Genomic DNA, 24,393 nt, shown 5'->3' on the forward strand with positions numbered 1-24,393 from the left:
AATAGATGCAAAGTTCTATTGTACAAAAGGTACGAAGGATGTTCTAGTTTTATGAAAAGGGAATTTTTTACTGTTATCAATATGTTTTGAAATAACATGTTAAAATTTCATCGTTCCTGAAAGACCTGCACCTTTACAATAATTTATAAAAAGCTGTAACATTAACATAGGTACCACTATAATTCGCGAGGTTTCTATATATGTATAATCGTAATAGAGTATGGTATGCAGTGATGCTGATCATTGTCGTTGTTCTTGGATTAGGCTCAAGAAAGATGGCTGATGTAATACATGATGTATTGGATACATACTTGGGTGACGCCTTATGGGGATTAATGATTTTCATAGGCGTTGGGTTTCTTTTTAAAGAAACCCAAACGAAATTCGTTGCATTGATAGGACTTGTTTTTTGCTATAGCATTGAATCCACCCAGTTGTATCATGCTGCTTGGTTAGATGCTATTAGACAAACAACGTTAGGCGGCTTAGTATTAGGCTATGGATTTTTATGGAGTGATTTAGTTGCCTATACGCTTGGGATTGGAACGGGTGTCGTGATAGAGCTGTTATATACAAGAGGAAAACGAGCAGCATAATCAAAAAATCCAAAAGAGTAAACCGTAAAGGTAAGAAGGTGAAAATAATGAAAGAGCTTATAACTGAAATCATAATTCCAGCAAAGGTTGAGGACGTGTGGGCTGTGCTAATCGATGCTGCAAACGTTCCAGAATGGAATCCACAAATATTCAAGATTACAGGTCGATTCGGACTAAACGAAAAGATTACAGGTCATGTCTATGCCCCAAACGGTTCTGGAAAACGATTTGCTTTCAAAGGCAAAGTGACAGATTTTGAAAAAGGAAAGAAATTAGCCTGGAAAGGCGGGGTTCCGGGAGTTTTATACGGGTATCATTATTGGGAATTAATTGATTTAGGAACTGAAACAAAAGTGATTCATGGTGAGCAATTTTATGGGGTATTTACATTTTTGATATCTGAAGCCAGGTTGAATATGATGAAACCCTTTTATGAGGATGCAAACACAGCACTCAGAGAGTACTTGTTGAAAGGCAAATTGTAAAACTTGCTTCTTGAGTTTTTTGCAATAACAATTGCCCTGTTATTATACTCTATTGCTAGATGACTACACTCTCGATTCTCTCTTATTCTGTTTCTGTATCTTCAAACCAAATGGACCGAACGCAAAGGATTAAACGAATCAAGAGTTCAAAGTAAGAAAAAGCTGACCTGTTCTTCTCAAAAATATGGAATGAAGGTCAGCTTTTTTACTTTTATTATGCAACTTTTTTGATATCTATCTTTTTCCCTTCCTTAAGCCTCTTCTTAAATTCAGCTGTTGCAGTGAACAGGACGTCTGTTGATGAGTTAAGTGCAGTTTCAAAAGAGTCTTGTAAAACACCAATGATAAACCCTACTCCAACTACCTGCATTGCAACATCATTAGGGATTCCAAATAAGCTGCATGCTAGAGGAATCAATAATAGCGAGCCACCCGCAACCCCTGAAGCACCGCAAGCACATACAGCTGACAACACGCTGAGAATGATAGCGGTAGGAATGTCCACTTGAATGCCTAGTGTATGCACCGCTGCAAGTGTTAAAACAGAAATCGTTACCGCTGCACCAGCCATATTAATAGTAGCACCTAGCGGAATCGATACTGAATAGCTATCTTTATCTAAATCTAGCTTTTCGCATAATTTCATATTTACAGGGATGTTTGCAGCTGAGCTGCGTGTAAAGAATGCTGTAATGCCACTTTCCTTAATACACTTGAATACAAGTGGGTACGGGTTTTGGCGTAAATTTGCAAACACAATGATTGGGTTGACGACAAGAGCCATAAAGAACATACATCCAATCAACACAGCAAGTAATTTTCCATAACTTAGTAAAGATTCGATTCCATTTGTTGTAATAGACTCGATCACTAGACCCATAATACCAAATGGAGCGAACTTTATTACCCATGTAACCATTGTTGATACTGCATCGGACACATTAGAAATTAACGTTTTTGTCGTATCAGTAGCATTTCTTAAAGCCAAACCAAGAAGTACCGCCCAAGTTAAAATACCAACATAGTTTGCATTATAAATGGCTTTAACAGGATTATCCACTACGTTCAATACCAAGGTTTTGAGAACCTCTCCAACACCACCGGGAGCCGCCAAATCATCAGCACCCTTCGCAAGTGACATACTTACAGGAAAAATGAAGCTTACAATAACAGCGGTTAATCCAGCTAAAAAGGTTCCTAAAAGGTATAGAAAGATAATGGATTTCATATTCGTTTGCTGACCTCTTTTATGTTGAGCGATCGCCGACATAACCAAGAAGAGTACCAACACAGGTGCAATTGCTTTTAACGCACCTACAAATAAAGAACCTAAAATAACAAGAGGTTTTGCTGCTGCTGGAATCGTTACAGACAAGATAATGCCTATAATCAAACCAACAGATATCTGTTTTACGAGACTAATTTGATTCCACTTTTTCAATAGATTTTTCATAGAAATTCCCCCCGCTTGTATAATATAAAATTGCATATCTCCATGGGTCTATTAAGGTATACTAATATCGGTCTATAGATTTCTTATTATGTTTAAGCAATCTATATCCCTAGCTTAACTATAAATTCTAACAAATTTTATTATAGTGAATATTAATATATATTATATCGTTATTTTTAATTAGCTAGAGTAAACCGAACAAAAACCTACTAAACCTAGTAATTCTAAAATCCCAAAACGTGCTACGTATTAACCCCTCGATTAAATTACACTAATTAAATAATACTAAAAAATCAAAAAATTAGATAGCTTTATTTTCTCAATATAAAAAAATTACTATCAAATAAAAATATAATCGAACAAAAGAATGAGGGATACCACGATAACTCTTTTCTTATTTCTGTTCATAAGTAGTTCGTCGAAGCAAGAGTATATCTCTTTTCGGAATACCATAAATACATAAAATAACTTTCAACCCTCTCTCACCTTAGTGGTTCACAAAACCGTAAGTGTGGGAGGCTTTGATAGATTAGATTAAAATATTTAGGAGATAAAAATGCGCTATAAAGGTTTTGTTGCAGTATAGCAAACTTCTCATCGAAGATAAGTACCATGGATTAACTAGACTAATTAAGGAATATTCGACACATGTTTTACCACTTCTTGATGAAAAAATTGATATGCGGCTAATCCATGCATTGAATATAGTGAAAAAATGAAAAATGGATAATACGCCAACATGTGATACCATGAAAGCTTCACTAGGAGCAGCGTTATATGTTTTGAAGGCCCCAAAATATGTAAATCCCATTACAAACAGGAGCAAGGACATTAACTCCTCGCTCCTGTTCCATATCTTATATTCCTGCTATACGCTGTGGATGAGTATAGACATTAAATCCATTTCCCCTGATAAAACCGACAGCCGTGATACCAAGTTCGTCGGCCATATCCAAGGCAAGATTCGTAGGCGCCGATTTGGACAGAATGATTCCTGTTCCAATTTTGGCTGCCTTGAGTAACACCTCAGAAGAAATCCTGCCGCTAAAGACAATGATTTTGTCCTTTAGTGATATACGGTTTATGATGCAATAGCCAAATATTTTATCTAAGGCATTATGCCGACCGATATCGGTTCTCGCTATAACAATTCCTTCTGTCGTACATAAAGCGGCATTGTGAACACCGCCGGTTTGCTGGAAATGGGAGGAGCTTTCCTGCATCTGTTTCATTAACTCCTGGCACTCTTTTGGTGTAATAGTCAATTTCGTCATGATTGTTTTCGCTGTCTTCACATCATTGTAAAAATAAAACTGCCGTCCTTTTCCGCAACATGAACCGATAAATCGCTTAGAGTGGAAATCCTTTTGCATGGAATGCTTGTTGACAAGATCTACATAAGCAAATCCTTTTTGTTCATCAATGTGCATGGACTGGATATCTTCATACACGCGGATAATGCCTTCGGAAGCTAGAAATCCAACTACCAATTCTTCTAATTCAGAAGGGGTACATACCATGGTGGCAAACTCAGTTCCATCCAACATGATTGTCAATGGATACTCGATTGCCATTTCATCCTCTTGCTTTATAAAGTTTTGTCCGTCATATCTTACAATATTCCGAGACGTAGTCACTTGCCCTATCACATGTGTTCCCCCTTCTGTTGTCCCTTTCTTGCATATTAACTTACTTCTGTTTCCATATCTGGAACCGGTTTTTCCAAGTATTGCGTATCCTTGCGGGCGTTATAACGCTCCGCCTTTTCCACCGTTACCGCAATATTATAATCCGGAATACCTGCAAATTTTTCATAACGTCCTCTCGGCAGTAAGAAGTTTCCTTCCGGGAAGTGGACTTCCAGGTTGCCAGGCGCAATATCAACAAACTTAGCACGGCCTTGGAAGACACCGAAACCGTTATAAACAACAATTCCTTCACCTTCCACAATGCTTAGTCTCCTCGCATCTTCAGCGTTCATTAAAACATCATAACGATCAGCACCGTTCAATGGGTCTACTTCCTTATACACCATGGAGTTGAACTGCTTTCCGCGGCGGGACGTTACAATAAATTGATCTGGTTTTTTGTTTAAATCCGGAATCTCTACTGGAATCAAGCTTCCTTTTCCATCCGGTGTCGGACAAATCCCATCTTCACACAGCCACGCTCCGCCCCACTGGAATACATCCCCTTTTTTCTTTAAGTGCTGAATTCCATCATAGTTCGGATTTGCTATCGCGATTTCATCACGAATGTCTTGCGCATCTTTAAATTCAACTAAATGAGCTGTCTCAGGCTTTACACGCTTCGCCAAATCAATATAAATTTTCCATTCTGCACGCGCTTCTTCAATTCTATTTTGATTTCCTTCGATTTCAGGGGAAAAGTATACCATCCGTTCTGTTGAAGTAGATGTTCCGCCGCCTTCTTGCTCATATCTTGTTTTGGCAGGGAGAACAATGACTGCTTCTTTCGCATCAACAAGTGTGGACGTATTTAAAATAATGTCTTGATGAATACGAATTTCAAGCTGGGATAACGCTTCTCTCACAAAATCCGGATCCGGCATCGTTTCAAGGAAATTCCCGCCGCTTAAATAATACAGCTTAATTTTCCGTTCATGATCTTCTGGCAACAGGATATTTTCAAGAGTAACCCCAAGAATGTCTCCTTGCCAACGCGGCAGTTCAAAGTCCCAAATGCTTTCAATTCGTTCAATATTTTCTCCATAAAAATCCCCACCAGGAAGAACAAATGGATCTGCACCCATTTCTCCTGCCCCTTGTACAGAAGAATGTCCGCGGAACGGCATAAGTCCAGAATACTTACGTCCAAGGAAGCCACGCAGTAGAGCAAGATTCGCAACTTGGGAGATATTATCCGTCGCAAATGAATGCATCGTCAAACCAAGCGCCCAAGCAAATACGGCATTCTTCGCTTTCGCCAGCATTTCCGCCAATTCAATAATACGTTCCTTTGAAATACCAGAAGATTCAATAATATGATCCCACGTTTGTTCCTGCACGTTTGCTTTTAATTCTTCGTAATCTTTTACATGCTTCTTAACGAATTCATGATTGATTGCAGACCCATGCTCTTTTTCTTCCATCTCAAACCAATGCTTCATAATTCCGTGCATAAAGGCAATATCCCCGCCGATATTCACTTGGTAGAAGTCATCCGCGATTTTCGTCCCAAACAGTGCAGACTCAGGGTTAGATGGAATCCAATACTCATCCATCGACGGTTCACGGTATGGATTCACAACAATGATCTTTGTCCCTTTTTTCTTAGCTTCCAACATATATTTAGTCGAAACAGGAGAACTGTTTGATGCAACGCTGCCCCAGAATAAAAGAACATCCGTACCGATCCAATCTAAATAATTCGCTGTAGATGCACCAACTCCAATTGAGCGTTTTAATGCCGTTTTACTTGGAGAGTGACAGATGCGGGATGCATTATCAATGTTGTTTGTCCCTAAGAAGCGAGCCACTTTTCCTGCTACATAATAGCTTTCATTTGTAATTCCTCTGGACGTCAAATAAAAAGCATATTGCTTAGGGTCTAGCTTTTTCATTTTTTCAGCGATCATATCCATCGCTTCATCCCATGTGATACGAGAGAATTTGCGTTCTCCTTTTCGGCGAATCATAGGATATGGAATGCGCCCTAACTTGCGAAGTTCCGTGCTGTCATATTTCCTTAATTCATCAATATCTGCATGAAGTATTTCAGACTTCACAGCAGGCATTGTATTCAGGCGAAGAACATTCAAACGTGTTGTACAAATATGCGGACCGTCCAATGTCTGGTCATATAAACCGGATACCCCAAGCGCGCAGCCATCACAAACTCCATCTGTAATAATACGCGCCGCATAACCGAAGTTATCTTTATTTTCCCAAGCTACCTTCATCGTATCGCGAATGTGCTTCGGCTTAATCTTTCCTAGTCCAAAAGGAATTGGGCTTACCCAAAATTTCGGTGCTGGCAGCCACTCCTTTTTTTGTGGTCCTGGATGCTTTGTTTTCCCCATCTTCATTTCCTCCTCTATTTCTCTCTTAGAGTACTGTATCTAATAAAAAAACCGCCAAGGAGAACATTCATCGTATAAAATTCGGACGAATATCTCTAGGCGGTTAGCTTTCACAGGTATACTGCCAAGTGCCAACAGTTAAAATGGCGATCCTATGTCTCCTCTTAACCGATAAACAGAAACGCTGTTTGGTCTTAAAAGCAGATCGTCCTTTATGTTCCCAAAATGTTCTAATATGCTATGGTTATACTAACATGGAAGCGCATTCATATCAATGAAATTATTTTACAATCTTATTATTTTTGTATATACGATAAACATTTTCCTCATAATGAAAATACGTACGAGCGAAAATAACTATAAACTACGTCTATCTAAAAAACGACGAGGAGGATATACATATTGGAGAAGCATGAAAACGATTATGACCGCATCCATGAAACAAACGGAGAAGCATATCACGATATAGATGCTGCTTCATTGAAGGATGTTCTTCAACTTTCTTTGGAAAGGGAGGAAGAAATGATGAGAACATACCTCATCACAGCTGAACGGATTCATGAACAGCCAGAATTAAAGGAACGCCTGCAAAACTTTGCCGAGGGAAACGCCAAACGTTCCCGGCAGCTGATTGATGAACTGAAGAATTTGACATGAGGTGGAATCGACAGCAATCATGAATTGTAGATTTCTGTTTGACACGCTTAGCTATTCATGAGACAAGGAAACTCCTTTCGAGAATGATTGGTGATATATCTATGCTACCGAACGAACACTTCCTTGTCTCTTTTTCTATATGTGAGTTTTTCTAAGTGATTTGCTCAAGTACAGCTTTTTACTTATTAACCGCCAAAGAATAAGTCGATAATATTGGAACCCGTGGAAGATTGTTTATTATAAAACTCTGAATATCCGCAGCTTTTGCAATACACTACAACAAATTGATTATTTTGGACATCAAACAACTTCGACAGACCTGTTCCCGTCATGGCTACTTCTTTCTTTCCGGCATTCGTACTTCCGCACTTAACACAGCCCTTTTGATTCATAGCTCCTCAGTTCCTTTCTGATTAAAAGAATGTAATGAAAAAATTCACTTCTTCAAAATCAGTACGAGTAATTCTGCAGTTATTTCTTTGAGCTACATGTTTCATCCCTTATTTCTTTACTTGTTTGTATTATAATACAGATTATTGCTACAACCTCTTTATACTCCAAAATATGTAAAAATAGAGATAGAACGCTAACTTCATTATCATTATTTAGCATTCTATCTCTAAATTATTTCATGTTATTCGCGTTTTAATCTTTGAACCGATGCAACCTTTATATCCTAGTTACTTGATTCTCGTCATGGTTGAGTCGTATCCGCCTCCAGGATATACCCAAGCGCCGCAGTTACTATTTCCATCTTCGCTCCACTTACCCTTGTAATAAGCTGGAGATCCCTTTTCTCCACCCCAAATCGTAAGAAACTCGTCATCAACTTCATATATATAGTCGAAGGTATTGCCCGTGTTGTCATAGGCTCGAGATTTTAGGTTCTCACTCGGAGATTCAGCACCGAATCCTCGCTCGTAACCAATGATCTCTATCCCCTTGATGTTGTGTCCACGATGCTTCAGGTTATAATGTTGCATAAGGAAAAAGCCGCCTTCCAACCATTCGAAGGTAACCTGTCCCTCTATCTCAGAGCCAAACACTTTCCAGTTTCCCACCAATTTATTCAAACTTTTAAGACCTGGATACTGGTTAGATGCCTCCCTCTGATCGTTATTGTTTTCGACTGTCATAGCTTTTCCTCCTTATCATTTGTATGAAAATCTTCATAAAATTCACAGCCTGCACCAAAATTAACCTGACAGAGTTATTTAGTGGACATCGATCGATACAACCGCTTAATCGTTTCTATATGTAATGCCTCATGATAAAAGCTGAACAAAAATGCTTCGCCTGCTGTGTAAAACGTAATGCCTGCCTTGTTTGTAAACGGATTTTGCAGTGTTTCATGCAAACGACTTGACAGAAAATCTTTGATTCTCGTTTTTTGTTCCATCAAAACCATCCCAATCTCCGCAAATGAAGGTGGTGTTCCTATCCATTCTACCGGTTTTGTTCCGGCAGCAAAAAACGGCTCGTAATCTTTCAGGACAGTGGTCTCTTCACCTAAAAGTCCAAAAACAATCTTTTCCTGTACGAATGCAATGTGGCCGAAGTTCCAGCGGATATTGTTGTTGAATCCTTTCGGAATGATGTCCGCAATTTCTTCTGGAATTTTATTGATTGTTTGCTCAGTGATGGCACGTACGGTTTCCATGTGCCCCATAATTAGTTGTTCCAAGAGAAAACTCACTCCTTTTTAGGAATCTCGGTATAAGAATTTCTTTCTCTTTCCTTTCTATACCTTCTGATAGGAATATTTTTGAGTTCGGTAAAGAAAGAAAATCTATAATATATTCATACACAAGATATTAGAAAAATAAAGACATAAAAAATAAGCACCCAACAATTCCTCCTCTAGAAAAATTTGGGCTCTTTCAATATATCTCACTATCCATTCAATTGCTCAAAAACTTCCTTAAAAAACACCGATGTATTCCTTACTACCAAGTCCAATGATAACTCTTTAAATACTCCCTCTTTTCCAATCAGCGCATTCCCACGTTCATAGTCAATTTTAATTTGCACATCTTGAATGTAATAACTGCTAATTGTGGAAGCCTGATCCAAATACGAATTATCTAACTCGATTCTAACCTTCTTCGTAAACCTGCGAAGTGTTTGCCAAAGAACCCGCTCCTCCTTTGACTTCATAAACAATTCCGGAAGCTCTTGAACCTCTTTTAATAACGACATGCTTGTCATCGTATATACTTGAAGCCCGTATCCTACTGGGCGAATGAGATGATCAAGCTTTTTCCATGGTGCTAGCTCAAAATAAATGTAATCATCTATTTCGTTGCTGGGTAGTTCATAAATTTGGTTTCGTTTTTTCACTTGAATATTTTTAATTCTGGCTACATACTGAATGCCACCGTTTTCTCCATACCACTTCTTCGGTACATACAAAGCCACATATTTGGCCTCTTGCCAGCCCAACTTTAATTGTGAAACTGGAATATGGTAGAAACCTTCTTTCATATGTACGTTATAATGGTCTTCATTTTTCACAACTCCGACTAATACTTTTTCATCTAAAGAAGATTTCCATTCCTCCATTGTTCCCCTTGGAAGAATCCCTTCTCTTATAATCTCTTCCCGATTTTTTTCAATAAGATGACCAAGGAATTGCTCTACTAGTCTCGTTGCATTCGGTAAAAATGGAAAACCGCCAATGTTCACTTTTTCAATGCTTTTATAAAAAGGATGATGCTCATACTCTTCCTCTTGGTTCCATGGGAATAATACATAAGCACCGTAAGCCGTTCGCTCAAAAGGTCCTCCCTGATTGGCTACTAATGCATCTCGATAGCGGTGCATCGTATTAATATCTTCTTCCATCGGACCAGGAGTACCGTATTGTTTTTTATAATACGAACCAGATCTCGCAAAATCGATTCGATATTTCGCATCAAAAATATACTGATATTGATAATCCTTTCCTTTCTTCTCAATCGCAAGCATCGTATCAGGTTTTTGGGACACCGTTGGTAACGCCTTACTCCTCTTTTGGAAATAGAGCTCGATGACTTCCTCTGTTTGCGAATGAATAAACGTTCGTTTTGCAGTCGAGCTTTCATCAAGCGTCACATACAGCCCATCTTGCCGAACCTTAATAATATCTTGAGAGGTGGTTTCATACTTTTCAGATAAAATTTGACCAAGCTTTAAATATGTCCAGTATTCATATAACCTAGCAACATCCTTTACAGACATTTTAAAAACCTGCCCCCGTAATGTCAGCCCTCTCGACAACATTAAAAAAATTTGATATGCATCTCGATAGCCCGCTGCCATTTGAATGACAAGAGAGAAGACAGAACGGTCCAATTCCCCAACCTCACTCCAAAATGGATCGTTCAACTCATTTTTCATTCGGGATTTCATTCTTCTTACTTGTTGAATAAAATCTTCATCAATAGCCAGTCGATTGAATTCTGAACCTGATTCTAACGCCTTTTCCAAATCATCGATTTTATGTACCACTCTCTTAATCATCCACTTAACAAAACGATTCTCTAACGTATCGTAGGACACTTCCTTACGAGCCGTAATCCCTTTAGCTGGAACCATATTTGTTTCTGCTTCTTGAAACAAATGAGGGCGTTTTCGCAAGTAATTTTTTCCTACAGAATCAAGACGGCGAATCTTTTCCCCCCGTACAAGTTGATGCTGGGTCACAAGGACATGGTGTGGCTGTCGTTTAATGTGAAAAATAGCCTTCATAAATCGATCAAATGAGTCATTTAAAATACGATAAAATTCACTTCTAGAAGGATTGGACGCATGGAGCGTTGACGCCCCTAAATACGTTCGTTTCAATAAATGAAAGGCTAGATTATAAATTTCATCATTCACTTCGTCCAAAAGAGCTCGATAGTCGTCTTTATAGTCAAGCTTAGATGGAAAAATCTCTAATGTAACTGTTAGTAAAGAGAGTTTCTCATCCCGAATTTCAAATGTTGTATATCCTACCTCATTTGGAAAGGAGAGGCTGCCCATTAAAATCTTCAATGACCCCATTTGAGTGGAACTGACCGCTTTTCGAAGAATCGGATGCTCATGGTAAAAGGACAGCTCCCGATCATCCTTAGGAACAATGACAAGCTGATAGCTTCTATTCTCGAAAAAGATAGGGGGATGCTCAGCACAACTGACAAGCTCTTTTGCTCGAACATCGTACACCAAAACAGACTCTGCCGCTCCCGCCACATGAAAATGCATCTTTTCATCAGAACTGATCGTCTGATACTCTTTTAAACTCTCGTATTTGTCATGATAAGGCTTCCCTTTAATCGTTAAAGAAAAATCAGCTGTCTCAATCTTCACGAGTTCTACTTCATCATTAGAGCCAGAAGGAAGTGAAGCCATCATACTCAAACCTCCTTAACATGCGAGACAGCTTCTTCGCAGATCGAGCATACTTGGCATAAGAAATATCTTCATCATGTAAATCCCCGCTGTTAAACTCCTGATTCACGCATAGCTGATATAACTTCTTTAATACTTCTTCTGTTCGTCCATCACTTCCGGCAATACGAGGTAAAATCTTTTGGTAAATCTGATAGTTTAAAGCCTCATCAAACGATAATAGCTCACCTGACTTATTGTACGCCAAGTAAAAACATATCTCATCACGTACACGATACCCAACTTGTGCTCCGATCGGCTCGAGAATTTCGTTGATTTCAACTAAAACATGGGTTACTTGCTTTACAAGATCTTCATGTTCCCTAAAACAATCCTTCAAATGAAGAAACTTAGCTGTCAAAGAATCATTTGAAACGCGCTTTGCCCCTACTTCTTCTAACTCCATCAGAAATTCAAAAGAGTTCAGCTTCACCTGATTAAATTCAATGGTATTTGCGCGATCCAATACTTTTTTACTTAAAGGATGCGTTGTTTCATCCATATTAACAGTTCCAATCATATATACGTTTGCTGGGATGGTAATTCGTTTTCCTGCAACAGACTCTGGAAGAACAGCAGATGTTACAATCTCTCCATTTTCCCACCTAGGACTTTCAATTACACTTAAGAAATCACTAAAGTAATACTCCACACGAGCCAAATTCATCTCATCAAGCACTACAAAATAAGGCTTGTCCGGATGATTTGCTGCTTCTTCCAAAACCTTGATTAACGGTCGTTCTTGGAACTTCCCTTGAATATCAACATAGCCTAGTAAATCGGAACTGTCACTCCAGTCAGGACGAACAGGAAGAAGTACGAACTGCCCATTTTGTTCGGTTGCTCCTAAACTTTCGGCAAACCATTGAACAATTTTTGTTTTTCCTGTACCTGAAATACCGGATAAGACAACAAAAGGCTTTGTTTTTAGAGAAAGGAAGAGATTGATGATGTCTTGCTTGTCGTAGTAGAAGCCTTTGCTCTGAATGTATGAAGAGATATAGTCTACGATCTCCTTCTGAGTTAAATAGGGTTCTTTTCTCTCGTAAATCATCTCAGCACCAACCTTGTCCTCTTTTATCCATTCCTTAACTTCTAAAGGGAACCTCTCTTCGAAACGACTATATAAATTCTTCACAAATTTTTCTGATACATTGAAAAAGTAACCTTGCTTTACATTTCCATTCCGATCAAAAGGTCCTGTCTCTTCTAATCGCCACTGTTCTGGAATTTCGCCTTTACGAATCCTTGATAGAAAATCAAAATAGTCAAGCTCTAATAAGTATCCTTCCTCCTGCCAGCCGTGTGAAGCAATCTCTGCTGGCTTTGGAGCTTCTACCGCTTGCTTTTTTACAATCCCTATACACTTAAGCTCTCCACCTGAGTAACAAAAGACAATATCATTCACTTTCGCTTTTGTTAGGTTAACATGATGAGGCAAGGGAATTCCCTGCTTAGACTGTTGAGGAGCCCACAGATACTCTCCCTCTTTTTCCTGAAAATGTGTTTGGCCCTGATTCACCCACCAGAAAGAAACTTGTGAATGAGCACTAACCGGAACTAACTTTACTTTATAAATAAACGCTTGATCTGTTTGGTAGAATTCTATGTATTCAGTTAAACGATCTGGTACGATGATATTTTTTTTCGAGCCTTCCTCTTTATGCTCTGTAATATATTGATAAGATGTTTGAAATACGTCTCTCATTAGTTGCTTTAACTCTTGATTTTGGTCATAGCGCAACTGAAAAGCACCTATTTTGCTATCCTTACGGGGTACATTGGTTAAGGTAGTAGTATAGTTTTTATCATTAATAATTAATTGTACAGAGTGCTTTTCTCCCACTTTTAGATGCCTATTTGAATTAGCAAGAACGAAATCTTCATGAAACTCAACAGGAATATGACTCCCATATTCAAAAATTGACCAATCTACTTTTTTCCTGCCTATAAGATCTGGTAAGCCACTTGGTTTTGACCAACTTCTTATTGATTTAATCATTGTTTGCACCAACTTTTTTATAAATTCTTCTTTGTACAAGAGTATATAATAAATTGAATGTAATTTAATAATCCTACCTACATTATTTTTCTACTTTCTCTTTTATCCACTCAATAAGGTCTTCAAACCAATCTCTTCCATGTATACAAAATAAAAAAAGGAGGTGGCCCTCCTTCCTGATCATAATAATATAATAGCTTAATTTAACGCATTTTCGTTAGAAAATTTCGATATATAATTTAGTACTAACGCCCCTATGCCTTGAATAAGAGTTTTCATTAAAACTTGTCCAATAATTGCTGCTGGCACTGCCTCCCACGACAAAAAGTTTGCTCCTAGAGGACTTAAGCCAATAATTACAAAAATTGTCGAGTCTAACAAACCACCAACTAAACCACTATAAAAGATACGCCAACTCATTGGTAATTTTAATCGAGAATATATCTCGGTATCCGTTGTTTCTGAAATTGCAAAAGAAATTGCCGAGGCCAACACAATTAATAATGTGTCACCATGTAAATAAGGAGATACTGCAGATAACATTAATGCTGTACCAATAACAATATACGTTTTAGTCCTTCCATATTTATTCTGGACTAGGTCCCTCAAAATAAAAGTGGCCCCAATCAACAATGTACCCATTGGAACTATAAAAACACCTAAATGCAAAGGTGCAAATGCTGCTGTTACAAAGTTAGCCAATACAATTGAAATAAAATATAGAATAATTCTCATTTTATACCTCCTAATCATTCATTTTCTTAACTCTTTATAATAACCTAGCATCTCTAGTTAATAGTTTCTAATAAGAGGGCTATCATAATTGCCTTCTCCCTAAAAGTATTCAAGTACAAATATACCTACTCCTTTATAACCACCATAAAACAAACACTTGTTCTATTCAAGGGCGAAACCGTATGCTCTACTGATTTTCTTTCGACAATTAGGGAGACTTTATGGGGAGTTATAAACAAAAAGCTTTTAGGATTCAGCCTTACAGACTATATTAAAATTACTTATCCAATTAATTGATATGTATACTATTAAATTTTACATTCACAAAAAAACAATTAAACTAGATTCTTTCTTCTATAAATACTCGCTTAATAATTTTAACTAAAAAGGAGATGATTAAACAAACCCATCTCCTTTTTATATCTATTAAACAATTTTACTTGTATATCTTTATAAAGTTTAAAACTCTAGTTTTATATTTTAAACCTCTCTTTTATTTCCCCACACCAGTGCATGCAGTTGAGGAAGCACCTTTGCATCATTCATTTCCTTAGCAGCGACTGCCTGTTCAATTAACCATTCATAACGCTTTAACAGATCGGAAACTAAATATTTATCGTTTGTTGTATGCACATCCTCATTTCCGACCTGCAAGAAAAAAGGTACGTGTGGATAGCGTACATGAACTTGTGTTGCATACGCAAAATCTGTTTCATTAAAAACAACTATTTTTAAACTCACATATCTTCCTGTAAGACGTTCGACAACATTGTCCAGAATATCAAAATTTGTTGTCATTCCTGAACTCGGTGGCTTTGGGGAAATAGTAATCTCATCAATGTCAAGAAGCCAATCCTGCCACTTGCTTCCCTGTGTTTCAACTGCAGTACGGATACCTTTTTTCTTTAATAAATCAATTAAGTCACTAAGAGACTTTAACAAAGCCGGATTCCCCCCTGAAATCGTAACGTGGGAAAAACGCTCATGGCCAAGTCGCTTTAGTTCGTTCCAGATTTCTTCAGTACTCATTTGCTTGATTCGATCCTTCCCCATGTAAAAGCTGAATCACACCATACACAGCGGTAATCGCAGCCAGCTGTACGGACAAACATTGTTTTTTGCCCTACAACCATTCCTTCTCCTTGAATAGTCGGACCAAAAATCTCCAAAACAGGAATGCTATTCAATTTCCATCCACTCCCGTCTCATCTCTGCATAGCTCGTAGGCGTTTCATATAATCTTACGAACTCTGTGCGTGCTCCCTTATATTGATTAGGACGCTCACCTTTTTGTAATGACTCTTCCATTTTCTCAAAAATCCATACGACCATGTTTTCAGCTGTCGTATTCATAGGAGGAAGGGTTTCATTTAAATAACGATGGTCTAAATAAATTTCAATTTCATTTTTCCATATTTCCTTTATATCGCCAAAGTCAATAGCAAGTCCTACTTCATCTACATAACCACTGATGCCAAATACAACCTTGTACGTGTGGCCATGCAGATTCTTGCATTTTTCTTCATAACAATGCAAGTGGTGTGCTGCATCAAACGTAAACTCCTTACTTACCATGACACGCTTGTTATGATATTTTAATTGCTTGCGGTCAATATCCTGACCAATTTCTTGCAGATTCTCTACAATACGAAATCCAAAGAAGTTTTGTTCCACTATTCCTTCTCTCCTTCCCGTTCTGCCAGATACGTATCTAATCCTGCTTTACGGAGTTTGCACGCCGGACATTCACCGCAGCCGTCACCGATGATTCCGTTATAACATGTTAATGTTTTTTCGCGTACAAACTCAAAGGCACCCAGTTCATCCGCAAGCTTCCACGTTTCTACTTTGTCAATCCACATAAGTGGTGTATGAATAACAAATTGATAGTCCATTGCCAAGTTCAAAGTAACATTTAATGACTTTACAAATACATCACGGCAATCCGGATAGCCGCTAAAATCTGTTTCACATACCCCTGTTATAATGTGCCTTGCACCGACTTGCTTGGCTAATACAGCTGCAAATGATAAGAAAAGTAAATTGCGTCCATCTACAAAAGTAGACGGCAACTCTCCTTCTTCTTGTGTAATCGCAATACCGCTGCGCGTTAATGCATTCGGGGCAAGCTGATTCAATAAGCTCATATCTAGAACTGTGTGTTTAACACCTAATTCCGTTGCTATGCTGACAGCACATTCAATTTCCAAGCTATGTCGCTGATTATAATTAAATGTGACAGTCTCTACTTCCTTAAAATTTTCTAGTGCCCAAAACAAACATGTCGTACTGTCTTGCCCGCCACTGAATACAACGACTGCTTTTTCACTTTTCACATTATTGCCCCCCTAATAAAATGAGAAAACCATATCTAGCTTCGATATGGTTTGTTGTTAAAATAACATCCTATAAATTTATATACACATCATTAAAATCGGCTTTAAAATAATATCACACTATCTTTAAGATATATTATATCAAAATTTCAACATTGTCACGCAAGAAATTAATAAAAGGTGTTTGCATAGAAACTTACCAACATACAACTTCACAAAGTGAGCAAAGCCGATTCGGATACTCTAAGCTTATTTAAATTGCGTTGTTTCCTCATTACTAAGACAATTGCAACAAAAGGAAATATTAAAGTCATAACATATAAAATCCCATTCCAGAAATAGGCAGGATCTTATTCTATGATACTTCTTGGTTTTCTGCTATTTGATGAACATATTGTTCTAGAGCCTCAATAATTCCAGTTTCTCCCGAACTTCGGGCATACACAAGGTTTTCTTCCACAAAAGGTGAAATTCCATATGTTAGGGCATGAGACATACAGGTTGTAACAAGTATAATTAAATCAGAATTACGCGCATATGATTTTGCTTCAGGAGTTAACTTACTGTCAGTGCAAATCCTTACTTTAAGATTCGGATTTCGTGACATGATTCGGTTTGCAGCCCGCTGTGCTGGTTTTTCACGTAATGAATAAATTGTTATCAGCATAGACGGGAGTATAACCAGTGGATCGTTCTCGGTTTTAGCACTGATTTTCTCTACTAATGCAGCAAGTATTGTGGGATCTGCAGAAATACTTTTCCCTACATTAAACCATGAATGAATAACAGTCGGGGCAGATATTCTATCAAGTAACGTCCCACACCAGTTTGTCCAGACTGACTGTAACCTATCGTCTGAATGACCATATTCTTTAAACAATTCTAACGCTTCTAACACATATGAAGATATACGATCTGTAGGTGGTAGGTGGAACCATGATTCAACTTGATTCCAGTATACATTAGCCTTTGTCATATCTAATAGCAATAATCCTTCAGTTAATCGAAGTAGAAACCCTGCATTATTCTCGTTGCGTTTGCCATGAATATATAGAGTTTCTCTTGTATATTCATATAAATCTGTAGCTTTTTCATTAGGAAAGCGTTCATCTTGCAACAGTTCCGTAATAAACATCGGTAATGCTGTTTGTAACAACCTCTTTTGTGGCGAGGATAGCGATTCAACTCCAACCATAGCTATCATATCTGATAACTTGCTAAGGGAAGAAATAGACCATACTATATTCCCATGTTGGGTATCCATCACTGTTAGCTCCTCCTCTAAGCGATCAAAATCAGTTCCCTCAAGAAAAGCATTAAACCAATAGTTCCAGTTTAACTTTTTCAACTTCTCATCAGGTTCCTCTTTTATCAACAGAGTAGGATTACCATTTTGTCGATTAAGCAAATAGACAATCCAACCTTTAGATTGTGGCTCTTGCATTAATAATCGCTGTTCATATTCGGATAAATTTTTATAGTGTTCAAACGCAACGGAGCATGTTTCTTCTGTCTCTTGCATCATAGCAATTCCAGTAAGCAGTCGAACTTTCTCAACTGAAAGCTCGCAATCGTCTAGAAAAATGAATGCATCTTCATATTCTTGGTTAGCAAAACTCTGTTGCGCTAGCTCAAGATTTGATAATATCGGCAAAATACTAGGTTCTTTATTGTCTTTATTCGTTTCAACACAAATCAAAAGAAACTCAATAATATCTTTTGTAAGATCATCTTCTGTTTTTTCAAGATAACGTTTAAGTTTTTCTGCTTGTCCCTTATATGCTGACTCATATGCAAACACACGAATTGCCGAATCCTCATCCAACCCTAACTGAGAATACAATAAAGTCCCTAGTTTACTCCGGTTTTCCTTAAAGATTTCCATCGTTTTATTATAATGCCCAAGAATATCTGTTTTGGAAAGGATTCTTTGATAAAATGCTCGCAACAGAGCTATATGAACTTGGTTTGGCAACTTTCCTACCCCTGCTAAGAGCTCGAAATCATTCGATTCCCAAATACGCTCCCACTTACCTTGAGCGCTTAACCATTGAATAGTCAAGAATTTATAGTTTTCATCAGTTAAATATCGCCCTTGTTGAAGTTCTGTCAGGGTTTCTTTTGCTTGTTCCCATTTTTTCAAAGCAATGGCCTGGTGAAACCTACTACGTAATGTAAACACATTGATTTCTAACTCGTCGTAGGAAATGCTTGGGCGGCGCTCAGTTAAAAGTCGCCACAATCCAAGCATATTCCAAATTGCCTGTTCGTTCTGAATATTGGATACATAACCAAAATAGCCTTCCGGAAACAATTCATACCCTAATTTAGCCATTCTCTTCTGGGGATTAAAATATTGTTTCTTCCCGTTTTCCAATGGAGTAACGTAATATGGAAGTAAGAATTTATCTAACTCTCTGGCATGTCTTACTAATAAGGTATCTTGATCGGTAAACAAAAACCAAAATATACCATTATTGCCGTTTCTGAAAGGTAACACGGCAGATTTATTATTATAGAATCGCTCAATCATCGCCAAGAGTTCAAAATTTGGCCCCGACCACTCATTTTCAATAATGGTTAATTGATAGGGATTATGGCCATCTACTTGCAAGAGAATACGAAGAAATTTAGATTTTGCCGATTCTGTCATGGTCGTTCCGCCTCCTCCCACCTTGCCCGAGCAGACATGAAGGCTTGATTTACTTCTACTCCATTACTAGTTATCCTAACATTCTCGCCGTTGATATTAATACCTCGATACGTAAAATTCATTGAACCATGCAAATAGATACGACTTGTAACAAGGCCTTTTTCATGATTATTATTTAATTTTTTAATTTCAGCACTGTCACCAAGTTGGCTAATAAATCTTCTAGTTTCAATTCGTTCCGGATCGCATATAATTCGAATGCTTGATCCTCTCCACGCTAACGTCTTCAGAATGTCTGAAAGATAAATCAATTTCCCCTCAACTAAAGGAAACAAATCCGTGTACTCATCTAACGCGTTCTGAATAATCGGCGAATTGCTTAAGAATGGCGATATTAAGTAGATTTCTTTACTTGGTAAAGCCGCCTCTAGTGAAAAAATTGAAGTTAAGCAGTCTTTCAAAGTTACCGTACCGTTATGAGATCGAATTATTCGGTTAAGCATGGGTAACCTCCCTTACACGAACATCAAACAACCAATTTGTCCCGCTGCTTCGAACACCAGCAATATACGGATAATAGAACTCATATTCAAAATCGATTGGTGTTTGGATGATATTCATTAACATCCGTTGGCACTCTTCCATATTCTCAAATAAAGTAATAACGCGAGCCTGTTTGCCCTTCTTTAAGCAATCTATTAGTAACTCACCCCATTTCGGTTCATGTGAATCAATAATAATCGTTGTCGGAACTAATAGTGATTTAAGCAATAGACGAGACGGCTTCGCAAACGATTGGTAAGGACTATACAAATTTAAGCATTCTGGACATGAATCGTTGCAGTCACTCCATAGAAGGGTTTCAATTAATATGAAACGCTGCTTTTCATCAAAGTTTCCACCCGGATATAAATCTGATATTATTGTATCAATGCGGTCCTTATAATCATCTAACCGTAAACAAGCGACAATAAATACTCGAACATCAATTTTACAGCCTAACCGTTTTTCTTCTTGTCTCCAAAGTTCCTGTAAATCGCGCATTAAGTCATCAGTCATCTCGTTGCTGTTTCGATTTAGCAGTTTTGTTGTAAGGCTAACAATTAATTCTCGTTTTGGTGTAATTCCACGGTCACTCAATTGCTTTTGAAGCAATTCTAATTGTTCTTTTTGTTCATCAAGGTTTGTAGATCTACGGATTGTTGTAAATGTATCATACAACTCATCATTATCAAACTCTTTAATTATAGCGGATAGTGACTTAGCAATTTCACTGCGTGGGCACTCATCAACAGCTTTACTAAACAACTCCTCGAACAGTCTTGGCTCGTTCCGAATTGCAGAAGCAATACCTGAGATGACACCCATACCGCCAGAATCGGTTTCAGATAACCAAACTTGGTTATCATTAATGTCAATAATGAGATCCTGAGTATCTACGTCAGGAAGCAACTGTTCAATAGCACGCTGAATGCACGCTGCGATCGTTGCATGTGTCCGCTCTTCAATCCAAGAGTAAAATATTCCGTAATTAGTGATGTCTTTGTACAACACATCGAGATAAAAAATGAAATGTTTCATAATGCTATCTGTCTCTAAATAAGAAAGCAGCCTCTCATAGAGCTTAGCCTCATCGGTTTGTTCCTGTTCACCATCTTCTTCAGCTTTAACTACAGTTGCTTGAAAAATCACATCAAGAGCCCGGACCGAAATAGATTTAATATGTTTTCGGTAATAATCAACGGCTTCTTCCAAACTGAACTGCTTACTGACCGCAGTGGCAATTGTAGAAGAAAGACAAATTTGCCACAGCCACTCTATCTCAAATACAGATAGTTGTCCGCTTAATACCGGGTCCTTTTGCAATATATCTAAGTAAAATCGAGGGCGTAACTCAGCTAGTAACCGCTTCCAATTTTGGCTAGTTGATATTTGTTCTAAGGGAAGACGACGCATAGTAAATGCCAAAGCATCTACTTCTACTTGAAATCCGATGGCAGACTTCCTTTGTCCCTCCCTGAATAAGTACGTTTTCCGCTCAGAAGTACCGTCCTTATACTTAATTTCACTCTTTACTTCAGAAGCAAATCGTGTAAAAGTAACAGTTTGATGTTCATTGGAAGTAAATAGATCAATACGATCCAAAAATGATGCTAATGCGGAATTGGATAATAATTTAATTTTTGATCCTATCTCTTCATCCGCTTCGTTTCTTGGTACAATTTCAACATCCCAGTCTAAAAAACCAGTAGTTCTATCGCTCAATTCCTTAGGTATTTGCGATAACTTATACTGTTGTGGGAGATAAACAGGAATACTCTCCTCTTCACGCATAATGTGCTTTAGTAATATTCCAGTAATTTCTTCACCATTGACAGAAATCGTATCGTCAGTTAGAGGTACCGGCAACCAGTGTGCCTCTGTTGTTCGATGTGCTTTTGCATAACGTTTCGAAACATTTCCAGGAGAAAATTCCATGATTCCCTGTTGCAAGGCCTGATAATGCTCATTCTTTGGATCATTATTAACTATAAGGAGCAATTCATTCACTTCCAAGGAAGAAAATAAGTTTCTTGGTACATATCCTTGAAGCGGCGAATGAGGTAATGTGTCTTCTCTGCCTAAAGTTCTTCCCCAATCCATTTTTAAATGGTTTAACAAATTTGGAAGCAAATCAAACATAATTGAACGCGGTGGTGTCCATAATATTCTATCAAGGGCTACTCCATCTAATTGTAAAGCTGATTGGACATAGATAATAAAGTCCTTATCTGTTCCATCTAAAATTCTGATAGTACAATCGGCAAGAATCTTCCGCTCAGCCTTATACTGGCTATACTTAGGGGAAAGTATATTCCAGATTGGGGATTCTAATCCACGTTGTTTAAGTTTACTAGCGAAATAATCCATCACAGTAAAACCTGCTTGAATTCGCTGAATATAAACATTTCGAATCGGCAGCGACAAGTCAGGCAAAATCGGGCTAAATAGCTGTTCTGGATAATCATAAACATAGCGATCTCTTCCGTAAGCCGAGGTAACGACAACTGTCCAAGGGCGCATTCCGCGGCGGCGTCCGGCTCGCCCTTTCCTTTGCAGAAATGAAGCTAAGTTTCTCGGAGCCTTATGCTGAATGACAGCACCGACATCGGGGTCATTATAACCGACTTCCAATGTGCTTGTAGCAACTACAAATTTTGCTCTCGTATCAACGCCTTTATACTGGGATGACGTAATGTCAATTTTCATAGGATTTTGAAGTCCAAAACGATCAATTTTCTTAGCGAGTCCCCAGATTTGACCAGAGTTGGACTGTTGTTCTCTCGTTCTTACTAAGGCAGGGGCTTTTTCCTTTAGAACGTCCCAATCGCGGTATTGACTGAGCGTCTTAACTTCTTCAGCATCTTTCTCAATATGGAACCAACGATTAATAACATCAAGTTTATCGGTAAACCCAAAAATTTTTGAGCCATATGCCCCCTTAGAAACAGACTGGTTAAGAGGATCTAACATCCTTCCCAATAGCATAGCTGTTTGGACTGATGTTGATAGTAATGCAGTACTCGAAAACGGATCTCCTCGTAAGACAAGATTATATTCAATTCCCTCGTCGGTCATATCATCACGGTTTGGAGTAATATACTTACAACTGTTCTCTGGAACCCCAACTAACTGTGAGAAGAAATGCTGTGGATTAGGTAACGTTGCCGATAACCCGACAAATTGGATGCCGACATGAGAGTGATTATATTTCTTTACGAGACTTCGCCACCTTCGCAATACATAGGCAACATGAGCGCCATTAATACCATTGTAAATATGAACCTCATCTAACAAGACAAATAATGGTGGTTTATGATCCTCACGAATACCAAATATGTGTTGGTCAAACCCGCTTGATAGTTTCCGGTTTAACATCTCAGTTGTTGTAAACAAAATATCTGGCTGGTTCTTTAACATTCGGTGTCTTGTTAATATGATGTTCCTAGAATCTATACATACTTCACAAGAATCACTTGAACAATAAAGTCTTTCATATTTATCATCTTTAGTAGAAATAGCTTGGAGAAGATCTTCTTCTTTCCAGACTAATTCAGAACCACATTTCGGATCTGGACAAGCTATAGATGGACAAATGTACCCTTCTGCTCTTTTCTTCCATTTTCGATTCTCGTGTGAACGTACCTCTTCAGCATTGTTTGGAGTGTCGCCATAATAACAACCAATTGTTTATTGGACGAATCGAGTTTGAATCAAATAAACTGTTAAGTTTTAAAGCTTCACTCAAGGCTTCATTATACTGATCTTTTAACAATTCTGTTCGCGGATAAATACCTAACATTCGTGTCCAAGTGCGTTGATCTCCTTTAATAGATGCGGCAATTTGACCAAATGCTGGCAAATAGAACGCCTTCGTTTTGCCTGAACCAGTTCCTGCTCCAATAATAGTTCCACCATCAGTTGATTTCCCCCCTTCTTTCAACAGATGTGAAAGTGATTCAACCTGAAAGCCCGATAGTTGCAAATTGCCGTGTTCAAGTAACTCATCAAGAACTGAGAGAACAAAATCAGGTGTACGTGCATCCTCTAATAATACACGTGTTTGATTCCAAGTGTGATTACGCTTTGGATAATTGCGATACCACAAATTTGTTTTTACGTTACTTACTAAACTTGGGGCATTTAGCCAATCTTCAAATTTAAACCTTTGTTTAAGTAAGTATAATAATCTAATCGTCTCTGCGTATCGAGAACGGTAGCCTGATTTTCCTACGAACAGTAATTTCCGTTCTACTAAGTTTTGAACAATATGCTCAATTGATACACCTTGTCTCTCTGATGTTAACCATAGTTCTCTGATGAGCGGGGTTGGCAAAGAATCAATAATTTGCTCAACTTTTGTTATAGCGTCAAAGGTTCCACCTGTGATTCCCCAAGATAGTAATGTGTTCTCTTCCATTTCTAACTGCGTCAGTACTTCTTCTGCTAACTTGTCTAAATCAGTATGTTTCATAGAAACC

18 protein-coding genes and 1 pseudogene are annotated in these 24,393 nt (G+C 38.0%); 3 read left to right on the forward strand and 16 right to left on the reverse strand.

Features of this window, described 5'->3' with window-relative positions; translation table 11 throughout:
* The first annotated feature begins 200 nt into the window (after window positions 1–200).
* Window positions 201–596, forward strand: a complete 396-nt coding sequence (locus J7Q84_RS02465) for a ribosomal maturation YjgA family protein (RefSeq protein WP_209092800.1) — start codon at window positions 201–203, stop codon at window positions 594–596.
* Between the two features lie 47 nt (window positions 597–643).
* On the forward strand, window positions 644–1,081 hold the full coding sequence (locus J7Q84_RS02470; RefSeq protein ID WP_209092801.1) for an SRPBCC domain-containing protein: 438 nt from the start codon (window positions 644–646) through the stop codon (window positions 1,079–1,081).
* A 214-nt stretch (window positions 1,082–1,295) separates the two neighbouring features.
* On the opposite strand, the gene sstT is transcribed toward J7Q84_RS02470, so the two are convergent.
* From sstT to J7Q84_RS02485, 3 genes are all read right to left on the reverse strand, one after another.
* Entirely contained in the window at window positions 1,296–2,534 is a 1,239-nt protein-coding gene (gene sstT / locus J7Q84_RS02475) for a serine/threonine transporter SstT (protein WP_209092802.1), read from the reverse strand.
* An 857-nt stretch (window positions 2,535–3,391) separates the two neighbouring features.
* Window positions 3,392–4,183: a formate dehydrogenase accessory sulfurtransferase FdhD gene (gene fdhD / locus J7Q84_RS02480; protein ID WP_209092803.1), complete on the reverse strand. Its 792-nt coding sequence runs from the start codon at window positions 4,181–4,183 to the stop codon at window positions 3,392–3,394.
* Between the two features lie 35 nt (window positions 4,184–4,218).
* Window positions 4,219–6,576, reverse strand: a complete 2,358-nt coding sequence (locus tag J7Q84_RS02485; RefSeq protein ID WP_209092804.1) for an FdhF/YdeP family oxidoreductase — start codon at window positions 6,574–6,576, stop codon at window positions 4,219–4,221.
* Between the two features lie 402 nt (window positions 6,577–6,978).
* On the opposite strand from J7Q84_RS02485, the gene J7Q84_RS02490 reads away from it, so the two are divergent.
* On the forward strand, window positions 6,979–7,233 hold the full coding sequence (locus J7Q84_RS02490) for a hypothetical protein (RefSeq protein ID WP_247739030.1): 255 nt from the start codon (window positions 6,979–6,981) through the stop codon (window positions 7,231–7,233).
* A gap of 185 nt (window positions 7,234–7,418) precedes the next feature.
* Here J7Q84_RS02490 and J7Q84_RS02495 read toward each other — a convergent pair whose 3' ends face one another.
* The 13 genes and pseudogenes from J7Q84_RS02495 to J7Q84_RS02555 all read right to left on the reverse strand — a co-directional run bounded on the left by J7Q84_RS02495 (window position 7,419) and on the right by J7Q84_RS02555 (window position 24,386).
* A complete protein-coding gene (locus tag J7Q84_RS02495) occupies window positions 7,419–7,625 on the reverse strand; it encodes a zinc ribbon domain-containing protein (protein WP_209092805.1) in 207 nt (68 codons plus the stop codon).
* A 288-nt stretch (window positions 7,626–7,913) separates the two neighbouring features.
* On the reverse strand, window positions 7,914–8,369 hold the full coding sequence (locus tag J7Q84_RS02500) for a hypothetical protein (protein ID WP_209092806.1): 456 nt from the start codon (window positions 8,367–8,369) through the stop codon (window positions 7,914–7,916).
* A gap of 74 nt (window positions 8,370–8,443) precedes the next feature.
* The gene (locus J7Q84_RS02505; protein WP_209092807.1) at window positions 8,444–8,917 is read right to left on the reverse strand and encodes a DinB family protein; all 474 of its coding nucleotides are present in this window, start codon (window positions 8,915–8,917) and stop codon (window positions 8,444–8,446) included.
* Window positions 8,918–9,126: 209 nt separating this feature from the next.
* Window positions 9,127–11,607, reverse strand: a complete 2,481-nt coding sequence (locus J7Q84_RS02510) for a restriction endonuclease-like protein (protein WP_209093100.1) — start codon at window positions 11,605–11,607, stop codon at window positions 9,127–9,129.
* Window positions 11,582–13,648, reverse strand: coding sequence for an McrB family protein (locus J7Q84_RS02515; protein ID WP_209092808.1), 2,067 nt, complete (start codon window positions 13,646–13,648; stop codon window positions 11,582–11,584). The genes J7Q84_RS02510 and J7Q84_RS02515 overlap by 26 nt, the downstream gene beginning before the upstream one ends.
* 198 nt (window positions 13,649–13,846) lie before the next feature.
* Window positions 13,847–14,383: a VUT family protein gene (locus J7Q84_RS02520; RefSeq protein ID WP_209092809.1), complete on the reverse strand. Its 537-nt coding sequence runs from the start codon at window positions 14,381–14,383 to the stop codon at window positions 13,847–13,849.
* Between the two features lie 480 nt (window positions 14,384–14,863).
* Window positions 14,864–15,570 (reverse strand): annotated as a pseudogene (gene queE, locus J7Q84_RS02525) (7-carboxy-7-deazaguanine synthase QueE).
* A complete protein-coding gene (gene queD / locus J7Q84_RS02530) occupies window positions 15,563–16,057 on the reverse strand; it encodes a 6-carboxytetrahydropterin synthase QueD (protein ID WP_209092810.1) in 495 nt (164 codons plus the stop codon). Before queD ends, queE begins: the two are co-directional and overlap by 8 nt.
* A complete protein-coding gene (gene queC / locus J7Q84_RS02535; RefSeq protein WP_209092811.1) occupies window positions 16,057–16,719 on the reverse strand; it encodes a 7-cyano-7-deazaguanine synthase QueC in 663 nt (220 codons plus the stop codon). The genes queD and queC overlap by 1 nt, the downstream gene beginning before the upstream one ends.
* Window positions 16,720–17,074: 355 nt before the next feature.
* A complete protein-coding gene (gene dpdD / locus J7Q84_RS02540; RefSeq protein ID WP_209092812.1) occupies window positions 17,075–19,372 on the reverse strand; it encodes a protein DpdD in 2,298 nt (765 codons plus the stop codon).
* On the reverse strand, window positions 19,369–19,875 hold the full coding sequence (dpdK, locus tag J7Q84_RS02545) for a phospholipase D-like domain-containing protein DpdK (RefSeq protein ID WP_209092813.1): 507 nt from the start codon (window positions 19,873–19,875) through the stop codon (window positions 19,369–19,371). The genes dpdD and dpdK overlap by 4 nt, the downstream gene beginning before the upstream one ends.
* The gene (dpdJ, locus tag J7Q84_RS02550; protein WP_348519820.1) at window positions 19,868–23,599 is read right to left on the reverse strand and encodes a protein DpdJ; all 3,732 of its coding nucleotides are present in this window, start codon (window positions 23,597–23,599) and stop codon (window positions 19,868–19,870) included. The genes dpdK and dpdJ overlap by 8 nt, the downstream gene beginning before the upstream one ends.
* Window positions 23,562–24,386, reverse strand: coding sequence for a DEAD/DEAH box helicase (locus tag J7Q84_RS02555; RefSeq protein WP_209092815.1), 825 nt, complete (start codon window positions 24,384–24,386; stop codon window positions 23,562–23,564). Before J7Q84_RS02555 ends, dpdJ begins: the two co-directional genes overlap by 38 nt.
* Between the last annotated feature and the right edge of the window lie 7 nt (window positions 24,387–24,393).

It is taken from the genome of Bacillus sp. 165, from assembly GCF_017742235.1.
Classification (GTDB): Bacteria; Bacillota; Bacilli; order Bacillales; family Bacillaceae_G; genus JAGHKQ01.

Coding starts and splice junctions, on each gene's coding strand:
- J7Q84_RS02510 (WP_209093100.1), bottom strand. CDS start 11,607: ATGGCTTCACTTCCTTCTGGCTCTAATGATGAAGTAGAACTCGTGAAG.
- J7Q84_RS02555 (WP_209092815.1), bottom strand. CDS start 24,386: ATGAAACATACTGATTTAGACAAGTTAGCAGAAGAAGTACTGACGCAG.
- J7Q84_RS02520 (WP_209092809.1), bottom strand. CDS start 14,383: ATGAGAATTATTCTATATTTTATTTCAATTGTATTGGCTAACTTTGTA.
- J7Q84_RS02470 (WP_209092801.1), top strand. CDS start 644: ATGAAAGAGCTTATAACTGAAATCATAATTCCAGCAAAGGTTGAGGAC.
- J7Q84_RS02500 (WP_209092806.1), bottom strand. CDS start 8,369: ATGACAGTCGAAAACAATAACGATCAGAGGGAGGCATCTAACCAGTAT.
- sstT (WP_209092802.1), bottom strand. CDS start 2,534: ATGAAAAATCTATTGAAAAAGTGGAATCAAATTAGTCTCGTAAAACAG.
- J7Q84_RS02495 (WP_209092805.1), bottom strand. CDS start 7,625: ATGAATCAAAAGGGCTGTGTTAAGTGCGGAAGTACGAATGCCGGAAAG.
- J7Q84_RS02485 (WP_209092804.1), bottom strand. CDS start 6,576: ATGGGGAAAACAAAGCATCCAGGACCACAAAAAAAGGAGTGGCTGCCA.
- J7Q84_RS02515 (WP_209092808.1), bottom strand. CDS start 13,648: ATGATTAAATCAATAAGAAGTTGGTCAAAACCAAGTGGCTTACCAGAT.
- J7Q84_RS02465 (WP_209092800.1), top strand. CDS start 201: ATGTATAATCGTAATAGAGTATGGTATGCAGTGATGCTGATCATTGTC.
- dpdD (WP_209092812.1), bottom strand. CDS start 19,372: ATGACAGAATCGGCAAAATCTAAATTTCTTCGTATTCTCTTGCAAGTA.
- dpdK (WP_209092813.1), bottom strand. CDS start 19,875: ATGCTTAACCGAATAATTCGATCTCATAACGGTACGGTAACTTTGAAA.